The 8,454-nt window shown below is 62.6% G+C and carries 8 protein-coding genes; 5 read left to right on the forward strand and 3 right to left on the reverse strand.

From position 1 onward, the window contains the following. Position 1 precedes the first annotated feature (1 nt). From pncA to DK391_RS35465, 3 genes are all read right to left on the reverse strand, one after another. Positions 2–628: a bifunctional nicotinamidase/pyrazinamidase gene (gene pncA, locus DK391_RS35455; protein ID WP_109482667.1), complete on the reverse strand. Its 627-nt coding sequence runs from the start codon at positions 626–628 to the stop codon at positions 2–4. Between the two features lie 45 nt (positions 629–673). Further along, the gene (locus DK391_RS35460; protein WP_109482668.1) at positions 674–2,758 is read right to left on the reverse strand and encodes a 3-hydroxyacyl-CoA dehydrogenase NAD-binding domain-containing protein; all 2,085 of its coding nucleotides are present in this window, start codon (positions 2,756–2,758) and stop codon (positions 674–676) included. A gap of 223 nt (positions 2,759–2,981) precedes the next feature. After that, positions 2,982–4,682: a 3-(methylthio)propionyl-CoA ligase gene (locus tag DK391_RS35465; protein WP_109482669.1), complete on the reverse strand. Its 1,701-nt coding sequence runs from the start codon at positions 4,680–4,682 to the stop codon at positions 2,982–2,984. 188 nt (positions 4,683–4,870) lie between these two features. On the opposite strand from DK391_RS35465, the gene DK391_RS35470 reads away from it, so the two are divergent. From DK391_RS35470 to DK391_RS45075, 5 genes are all read left to right on the forward strand, one after another. Beyond that, positions 4,871–6,388 carry a YdiU family protein gene (locus DK391_RS35470; protein ID WP_239483044.1) on the forward strand — a complete coding sequence of 506 codons (1,518 nt, stop codon included), beginning with the start codon at positions 4,871–4,873 and terminating at the stop codon, positions 6,386–6,388. A 196-nt stretch (positions 6,389–6,584) separates the two neighbouring features. Continuing rightward, positions 6,585–7,115 (forward strand): septation protein A, encoded by a 531-nt coding sequence (locus DK391_RS35475; RefSeq protein ID WP_109482671.1) that lies wholly within the window; start codon positions 6,585–6,587, stop codon positions 7,113–7,115. Position 7,116: 1 nt separating this feature from the next. Next, on the forward strand, positions 7,117–7,428 hold the full coding sequence (locus tag DK391_RS35480) for a BolA family protein (protein ID WP_109482672.1): 312 nt from the start codon (positions 7,117–7,119) through the stop codon (positions 7,426–7,428). 10 nt (positions 7,429–7,438) lie between these two features. Further along, complete coding sequence (locus DK391_RS35485) at positions 7,439–8,218, forward strand: peptidylprolyl isomerase (RefSeq protein ID WP_109482673.1); 780 nt, start codon at positions 7,439–7,441, stop codon at positions 8,216–8,218. Positions 8,219–8,268: 50 nt separating this feature from the next. Then, positions 8,269–8,454: hypothetical protein (locus tag DK391_RS45075; RefSeq protein WP_204117499.1), on the forward strand; the 186-nt coding region annotated here is incomplete at its 3' end.

Here is an 8,454-nt window from a genome sequence, read left to right on the forward strand (position 1 = left end):
ATCAGGCAAGCAAGTCCGCTGATAGCACGCGTTCGACGCCCGCGGCGCGCATCTCGCGCCATGCGTTGTCGAGCGAACCGTTCAGATCGATAGCGCGGGTCGCGTCTTCGATGACGGCGACGTCGAAGCCCGCCGCGCGCGCATCGAGCGCGGACCACGCGACGCAATAGTCGGTCGCGAGGCCGCAGCACCACACGCGCGTCACGCCCGTGTCGCGCAGATAGCCCGCCAGTCCCGTCGGCGTCGTGCGATCGGCTTCGAGAAAAGCCGAGTAGCTGTCGACGTTCGCGTGATGCCCCTTGCGGATCACGGCGCGCGCATGCGGAATGTCGAGCCCTGCATGCAGTGCCGCACCCGGCGTGTTCTGCACGCAGTGCGTCGGCCACAGCACCTGCTCGCCGTATGGCAGCGTCATCATCTCGAAGGGCTGGCGGCCCGCGTGATTCGCAGCGAACGACACATGCGACGGCGGATGCCAGTCCTGCGTCAGCACGACATGGCTGAAGCGGCGCGCAAGCTGGTTCACGAGCGGCACGATTTCATCGCCGCGCGCGACGGCGAGCGCACCGTCCGGCAGGAAGTCGTTCTGCACGTCGACGACGAGCAGAACTTCACTGGCATCTTTCATCGCTATTCCTGTGGTGTCGCGACGGACTATCGACGTTCCGTTATGTCAGCTATTGAATCCGCGTCCTTGCGCCGCGCGCACGACGATGCCCGGCGCAATCTGCCAGCCGTCGCCGTTCGCCTGCGCCGCATATCGGCGGATCGCGCGCTCGACGTTATAGAGGCCGACGGTATCCGCGTACAGCATCGGGCCGCCGCGCCACAGCGGAAAACCGTAGCCCGTCAGATAGACCATGTCGATGTCCGACGCCTTCGACGCGATGCCCTCTTCGAGAATCTTCGCGCCTTCGTTGACGAGCGCGAACACGAGACGTTCGACGATCTCTTCATCGGCGATCTTGCGACGCTCGACGCCAAGCTCCTTCGAATACGCGACGATCATCTCGTCGATCTGCTTCGACGGATACGCATTGCGGTCGCCTGCCTTGTAGTCGTACCAGCCGCCGCCCGTTTTCTGCCCGAAGCGGCCCGTCTCGCACAGACGGTCGGCTATCTTCGAGTAGTGCAAGTCCGGCTGTTCCTGATAGCGGCGCTTGCGGATCGCCCAGCCGATGTCGTTGCCCGCGAGATCGCTCATGCGGAAAGGACCCATCGCGAAGCCGAACTTTTCGATGGCCTTGTCCACCTGCGCGGGCAGCGCGCCTTCTTCGAGCATGAAGAGCGCCTGACGGATGTACTGCTCGATCATCCGGTTGCCGATAAAGCCGTCGCACACGCCCGAGACGACCGCCGTCTTTTTGATTTTCTTCGCGACCTTCATCACGGTGGCGAGCACGTCCTTCGCCGTGTCCTTGCCGCGCACGACTTCCAGCAGCTTCATCACGTTGGCCGGGCTGAAGAAGTGCATGCCGACCACGTCCTGCGGACGCTTCGTGAAAGCGGCGATCCTGTTCAGATCGAGCGTCGACGTGTTGGAGGCGAGGATTGCGCCCGGCTTTGCGACTTCGTCGAGACGCTTGAACACCTGCTCCTTCACGCCGAGTTCTTCGAACACGGCTTCGATGATCAGATCGGCGTCTTTCAGGTCGTCGTAAGACAATGTCGGCGAGAGCAAGGCCATGCGCTGTTCGAGCGCTTCCATCGTCAGCTTGCCCTTCTTGACGGTGGCCTCGTAGTTCTTGCGGATCGTGGCGACACCGCGCTCCAGCGCGTCCTGCTTCGTTTCGAGCAGCGTGACGGGCAAGCCCGCGTTGATAAAATTCATCGCGATACCGCCGCCCATCGTGCCCGCGCCGATCACGGCGACCTTTTTGATGTCGCGCACGGGCGTATCGGAAGGCACGTCGGGAATCTTGCTGGCCGCGCGCTCGCCGAAGAACGCATGACGCAGCGCCTTGCTTTCCGGCGTCTGCACGAGCGCGAGGAAACATTCGCGCTCCACTTTCATGCCTTGATCGAAGCCCTTGAGCACACCCGCTTCGACTGCATCGATGCACTTGTGCGGCGCCGGGAATTGCTTCGCCACACCGGCAACCGTATTGCGCGCGAACTGGATGAAGCCCGCCGCATTCGGATGCTCGATCTTGCGATCGCGGATCTTCGGATGCGGACCGCTTTGCGCAGCCACCTTGCGCGCAAACGCCAGCGCCCCTTCCATGAGATCGCCGTCGATCATCTGATCGAACAGCGGCGTGCCCGCGAGCTTCTCCGACATCACGGGCGCGCCCGACACGATCATGTTGAGCGCCGCTTCGAGTCCCAAGGCGCGCGGCAGACGCTGCGTGCCGCCCGCGCCCGGCAGGATGCCGAGCTTCACTTCCGGCAGCGCGATCTGTGCGCCAGGTGCCGCCACGCGATAGTGCGCGCCGAGCGCCAGTTCCAGGCCGCCGCCCATCGCGACGCTGTGGATCGCCGCGACAACCGGCTTCGCGCTGCCTTCGACCGCCTTGATGACGGTCGCCAGCGTCGGCTCCTGCAGCGCTTTCGGCGTGTTGAATTCAGTGATGTCGGCGCCGCCCGAGAAGGCCTTGCCTGCGCCCGTCAGCACGATCGCCTGGATGGCGGGATCGCTCTGCGCGCGCTCGATGCCTTCGACGATGCCCGTGCGTGTCGACAGGCCGAGGCCGTTGACGGGGGGATTGTTCAGCGTGATAACGGCGACGCCGTCGTGTGTGGTGTAGTCCACTGCCATCTGCCTGCCTCCATGCAAGTCGGACGCGCCTCGCGTGCGCGGCCGGGATGGGAACATGCGGACCATTGTCCGCTGTTTCGCTATTCGCTGTTCGTATGCGACAGCAGGCAGAATACACAAAAAAGCACGTTCGTTCAATTTCATCGAACGAACGTGCTGGGGCGTGTAAACCCGAGGTCTACTGCGCCGAGGTCTACTGCGCCGAGGTCTACTGCGCCGAGGTCTACTGCGGATTCACCTTGATGCTTGCTTCGGCGTGCGCTTCCTCGTCGAACGGACAATCTTCGATGCCAAGCGCCGACGGCAGCACGTGATCGCGGAACTGCTCGCGCAGCTTGAGCTTTTGCAGCTTGCCCGTGGCCGTGTGCGGCAATTCGTCGACGAATACGACGTCGTCGGGAATCCACCATTTCGCGACCTTGCCTTCGTAAAACGCGAGCATCTCGTCACGCGACACGTGCGCATCGGGCCGCCTGACCACCACCAGCAACGGCCGCTCGGTCCACTTCGGATGCGAACAGGCGATGCACGCCGCTTCCGCGACAGCGGGATGCGCAATCGCGACGTTCTCGACATCGATCGAACTGATCCACTCGCCGCCCGACTTGATCACGTCCTTGCTGCGGTCAGTGATGTTGAGGAAGCTGTCCTTGTCGATGGTGGCGACGTCGCCCGTCGGGAACCAGCCATCGACGAGCGGCGATGCGTCGCTGCGGAAGTAGCGGTCGATCACCCATGGTCCGCGCACATGCAGGTCGCCGAACGCGACGCCGTCCCACGGCAGATCGCGCCCATCGTCGCCGACGATTTTCATATCGACGCCATACATCACGTGGCCCTGCTTTTCGCGCAGCTTGCGCTGCTCGTCGGGCGCGCGCTGCGACTGTTCCCATGTGAGCTTGGCGAGCGTGCCGAGCGGCGACATCTCCGTCATGCCCCACGCGTGAATCACCTCGACGCCATAGACCTCCTGGAACATCTTGATCATCGCGGGCGGACACGCCGAGCCGCCGATCACCGGGCGCTCCAGCGTCGAGAATCTCACGTCGGCTTCGCGCAAATGGTTGAGCAAGCCGAGCCACACCGTCGGCACGCCCGCCGAGTAGGTAACGCGCTCCGCTTCCATCAGTTCGTAGAGCGACTTGCCGTCGAGATCCTTGCCCGGAAACACGAGTTTTGCGCCCGTCAACGGCGCGGAATGCGGAATGCCCCATGCGTTCACATGGAACATCGGCACCACGGGCAGCACGGAATCACGCGCCGACAATCCCATCGCATCGGGCAACGACGCACCGAACGCATGCAGCACCGTCGAGCGGTGCGAATACAGCGCGCCCTTCGGATTGCCCGTCGTGCCCGACGTGTAGCAAAGGTTGGATGCGCAACGTTCGTCGATGGCGGGCCAGTCGAACTCGCCGTCCTGTTGCGCGAGCAGCGCCTCGTAGCTGGAGACGGCCGTCGACATGCGCGGCATATGCGCCTCGTCCGTCATCGCGATCCACCCGCGCACGTTCGGGCACTGCGGCGCGAGCACATCGACGAGCGGCGCGAAGGTGATGTCGAACAGCACGTAACGATCGTCGGCGTGATTGACGATGAAGGCGATCTGGTCGGGGAAAAGCCGCGGATTGATCGTGTGGCACACGGCGCCGAAGCCCGTGGTGCCGTAGTACGTTTCCAGATGCCGGTAGCCGTTCCATGCGAGCGTGCCGACCCGGTCGCCCGGTTCGACGCCCAGCGCCATCAGCGCCTGCGCGAGCTGCTTGGCGCGCTTCTCGCAATCGCGGTAGGTGTAGCGGTGCACGTCGCCCTCGATGCGCTTCGACACGATCTCCGTCGTGCCGAAGTGGCGTGACGCATGGGCCAACAGCGAAGAAACCGTCAGCGGCACGTCCATCATCTGTCCAAAGAGCGGCGTCGTCATACGCGGGTGTCTCCCAAGGTGTGATGTTATTTCGCGTTGTTGTTCGCTCCAGCGTGCATACGTCATGCCTTCGCTATGCGCCCCGGATGCGCGCGCTGCAGCGCGGCAGGCGCGGACTTACAATATCGGTTAATAAAGAGGCGCTCAATATGTCGTTTTCCCCATGCAATGCAGGGTTATCCGGTCCGATGTCGACGGCGGCAGGCGCCATCGACAACCAGCGTGAAGGCAGCTTCGCCGCGCTCGGCAACGTCTTTCTGACACGCCTGCCCGCGTCGCCGTTGCCGGCGCCGTATGTGGTCGGCTTCTCGCCGGATGTCGCGGCGATGCTCGGTTTCGATGCGTCGCTGGCGAACGCGCCGGGCTTCGCGGAGTTCTTCTCGGGCAATACCACGCGCGACTGGCCGGCCGCTTCGCTGCCGTACGCAGCCGTGTATTCAGGGCATCAGTTCGGCGTGTGGGCCGGGCAACTGGGCGATGGACGTGCGCTCACGCTCGGTGAGATCGAGCACGATGGGCAGCGTTTCGAGCTGCAGCTGAAAGGCGCCGGACGCACGCCCTACTCGCGCATGGGCGACGGGCGCGCGGTGCTGCGCTCGTCGATCCGCGAATATCTGTGCTCGGAGGCCATGCATCATCTCGGCATTCCGACCACGCGCGCCCTCTGCGTGACGGGTTCTGACCAATCCGTGCGTCGGGAGGAGATGGAAACGGCGGCCGTCGTCACGCGCGTATCGCCGAGTTTCGTGCGCTTCGGGCACTTCGAGCATTTCTACGCGAACGATCGTGTCGAGGCGCTGCGCGCGCTGGCCGATCACATCATCGACCGGTTCTATCCGGCGTGCCGCGCCGCGGAAGACCCGTATCTGGCGCTGCTCAACGAATGCGTGCTGTCCACCGCCGATCTGATCGCGCAATGGCAGGCTGTCGGTTTCTGCCACGGCGTGATGAACACGGACAACATGTCGATTCTCGGCCTGACGATCGACTACGGTCCGTTCGGCTTCATGGACGGCTTCGACGCGAACCACATCTGCAATCACTCGGATTCGCAAGGCCGCTACGCGTACCGGATGCAACCGCAGATCGGGTACTGGAACCTGTTCTGTCTTGCGCAAGGGCTGCTGCCGCTGTTCGGCGAGCGTTACGACGACGCTGAGCGCAGCGAACGCGCCGTGAAAGACGCGCAACGCGTGCTGGAAGGTTTCAAGGGACGCTTCGCGCCCGCACTCGAGGCACGCATGCGCGCAAAGCTCGGCCTCGAGACGCAACGCGAAGGCGACGACGCGCTCGCCAACAAGCTGTTCGAGATCATGCACGCGAACCGTGCGGACTTCACGCTGACGTTCCGCCATCTGTCGAAGGTGTCGAAACACGACGCGAGCGGCGATACGCAAGTGCGCGACCTGTTCTTGGATCGCGCCGCTTTCGATGCGTGGGCGAACGACTATCGTGCGCGCCTGTCACACGAAACACGCGCCGACGCCGCGCGCGCCGAAGCGATGAATCGCGTGAATCCAAAGTACGTGCTGCGTAACCATCTCGCCGAAACGGCGATCCGCATGGCAAAGGACAAGGATTTCTCCGAAGTCGAGCGTCTTGCCGCCGTGCTGCGCCGCCCGTTCGACGAGCAGCCCGAGCACGAAGCGTATGCGGGACTGCCGCCGGACTGGGCGACATCGCTGGAAGTGAGCTGTTCGTCCTGATCGCTTGGGTCCGCTTGTGCCCGCTTGTGCCCGCTGCACCAGGCGGGCGCCCACCCTCTTGCGGACCGCGCTTACCCGGCTGCGATACAATTCGAGCCCAGATGACGAGGCTTGCGATCCGGCACTTCGGCGCCGCACATTCGTCGCAGCCAGCGCGCACCCTGCGCCCAACATTCTCCGGATTTCCAACCCGACAATGAAATTTCTGTTCGATCTGTTCCCGATCATCCTGTTCTTCGTTGCGTACAAGGTGTGGGGCATTTTCACGGCGACGGCCGTCGCGATCGCCGCCACGCTGGTGCAGATCGCGTGGGTCGCGGTCCGGCACCGCAAGGTCGATCCGATGCTGTGGGTGAGTCTCGGCGTCGTCACCGTGTTTGGCGGCGCGACGCTCGTGCTGCACAACGACACGTTCATCAAATGGAAGCCGACGGTGCTGTACTGGGCGTTCTCGGTGGCGCTGGTGGTGTCGGCGCTCGCATTCAACAAGAATCTGATCGAGGCGATGATGGGCAAGCAGATCCAGTTGCCGCATCGCATCTGGGGCCAGTTGAACTATGTGTGGGCGATCTTTTTCGTGCTGCTCGGCATTCTGAATCTGTTCGTCGCCTTCAATTTTTCCACCGATGCGTGGGTCAACTTCAAGCTGTTCGGCGCGACGGGCTGTCTCGTCGTGTTTATCGTCGGGCAGAGCTTGTGGCTGTCGAAATACATGAAGGAAGAGTGACATGAGCGACGTATTTCTCGAAGCCAGTCCCGCTGAGCGCATTGCGCTGATCGAGGCGCGCATTACAGCGGCGCTCGCACCCGTCGATTCAATTACGGTGCGCGATGACAGCGCACTGCATGCGGGTCACGCGGGTGCGTCGGCGGGCGGTCACTACGCGGTGACGATCGTTGCCGGGGCCTTTGCCGGTAAGGCTCGCGTGGCGCGGCACCGCATGGTGTATGATGCGCTGGCCGATGCCATGCAGCGCGGCATTCACGCTCTCGCCATCACGGCTTACACGCCAGAAGAATTCAATTTGCAGTCCCGTTAGGAAACTTCCGATGACCCTCAAAAACACCCGCTACTGGGTTTTGCTGGCTGCATTCGCGGCCGCACCTGCATTCGCTCAGAACATCGCCGTCGTCAACGGCACGCCGATTCCGAAGTCGCGCGCCGATGCGCTGATTGCGCAACTCGTTCAGCAAGGCCAGCAGGACTCGCCGAAGCTGCAACAGGCGGTGCGTGAAGAGCTGGTGAACCGCGAAATCCTGATGCAGGAAGCGATCCGCGAGGGTATCCCGTCGAAGCCTGACGTGAAGGCGCAGGTTGCCGTTGCACAGCAGACGGTGGTGTTGCGTGCGCTGATCGAGAATCAGATGAAGCAGAACCAGCCTACCGACGCCGAAGTGAAGGCGAAGTACGACGAGCTGGTGAAGCAGATTGGCGGCAAGGAATATCACCTGCACCATATCCTCGTAGACAACGAGCAGCAGGCCAAAGATCTGATCGCGAAGATCAAGGCGGGTGCGAGCTTTGAAGATCTCGCCAAGCAGTATTCGAAGGATCCGGGATCGGGCAAGAATGGTGGCGATCTGGATTGGTCGGATCCTAAGGCTTATGTGCCTGAGTTTGCCGCTGCCGCGGAGAAGCTGCAGAAAGGTCAGATGACGGATCAGCCGGTGCATACGCAGTTTGGTTGGCATATCATCCGCGTCGATGACGTGCGTCAGACGCCGCCGCCGCCGTTTGAGCAGGTTAAGGCGCAGATTGCGCAGCAGATGCAGCAGGAAAAGCTGCAGGCGTTTGAAGAGGATTTGCGCGCAAAGGCGAAGATTCAATAAGGTTTTTGTTTTTTCGGTGTTTATGGCCGCCTTCGGGCGGCTTTTTCGTTTTGGTTTTGGTTTTGGTTTTTGCTGGTGCTGGTGCTGGTGCTGGTGCTGTTGCTGTTGCTGGCATTCGCAGTTTGATGTTGTGGTGGCATCCGCGTTTTGGTATTGGTTCTTCAAGCGTCGCCCCTGTGCGGGGCGGCACCTACTTTTCTTTGCCGCCGCAAAGAAAAGTAGGCAAAAGAAAGCGG

Origin of the sequence: Paraburkholderia sp. C35, assembly GCF_003121405.1 — a bacterium.
In the GTDB taxonomy this organism is placed as follows: Bacteria; Pseudomonadota; Gammaproteobacteria; order Burkholderiales; family Burkholderiaceae; genus Paraburkholderia.